This is a genomic window from Rhizobium sp. RAF56, assembly GCF_052113965.1.
GTDB lineage: Bacteria > Pseudomonadota > Alphaproteobacteria > Rhizobiales > Rhizobiaceae > Rhizobium.
On sequence record NZ_JBFRDU010000127.1, the window covers coordinates 1 to 784 of the forward strand.

Sequence of the window (784 nt, forward strand, 5' to 3'; positions counted from 1 at the left end):
AACGAAGACATCCGGATCGGAGGCGTAATGCGGATTCTGCTTATCGAAGACGATCGAAGAACGGCCGACTTCGTCTCGAAAGGGTTTGCCCAGGCGGGGCATAGCTGCGACGTTTTCGCGGACGGGCGCGACGGCTTGTTCCAGTCCCAGTCCGACGCATATGACGTCATGGTCGTAGATCGCATGCTTCCCGGCCTGGACGGCCTGTCCGTCGTCCGCGCGGCGAGGGCGGCGCGCGTCAGGACGCCTGTGCTCTTCCTCACGGCGGTCGGCGGCGTCGACGATCGGGTCGAGGGGTTGGAAGCCGGCGGCGACGACTATCTGGTCAAACCTTTCGCCTTCTCGGAATTGCTGGCGAGGGTAAATGCGCTGGCCCGCCGGCCGCCGGTGCAGGAGCAAAAGACGGTGCTCAAGGTGGCCGATCTGGAACTTGACCTGATCCGCAGAGAAGCCCGCCGGGCCGGACAGGTCATCGAGCTGCAGCCGAGGGAGTTCACGTTGCTTGAGGTGCTGATGCGAGGTGAGGGAAGGGTCGTGACCAGGACGATGCTTCTCGAACATGTGTGGGACTTTCATTTCGATCCGAAGACGAGCGTCGTCGAAACGCACGTCAGTCGGCTGCGCGCCAAGATAGACAAGCCGTTCGCGGCCCAGCTGCTGCACACGATTCGCAATACGGGCTATTCGCTGCATGCGCCTCGCTAGCCTCCGTCATCGGACGGCGTTCCGCCTGGCGCTCGCCTTCGGCATCCTGTTCATCGTGACCTTCGTGATCAGCGGCGCA

At 63.0% G+C, this 784-nt stretch carries 1 protein-coding gene; it reads left to right on the plus strand.

Going from position 1 to position 784, the window contains the following annotated elements:
• Nucleotides 1-27 precede the first annotated feature (27 nt).
• A complete protein-coding gene (locus tag AB4048_RS28885) occupies nt 28-705 on the plus strand; it encodes a winged helix-turn-helix domain-containing protein (protein ID WP_442205360.1) in 678 nt (225 codons plus the stop codon).
• Nucleotides 706-784 lie beyond the last annotated feature (79 nt).

Coding starts and splice junctions, on each gene's coding strand:
- AB4048_RS28885 (WP_442205360.1), top strand. CDS start 28: ATGCGGATTCTGCTTATCGAAGACGATCGAAGAACGGCCGACTTCGTC.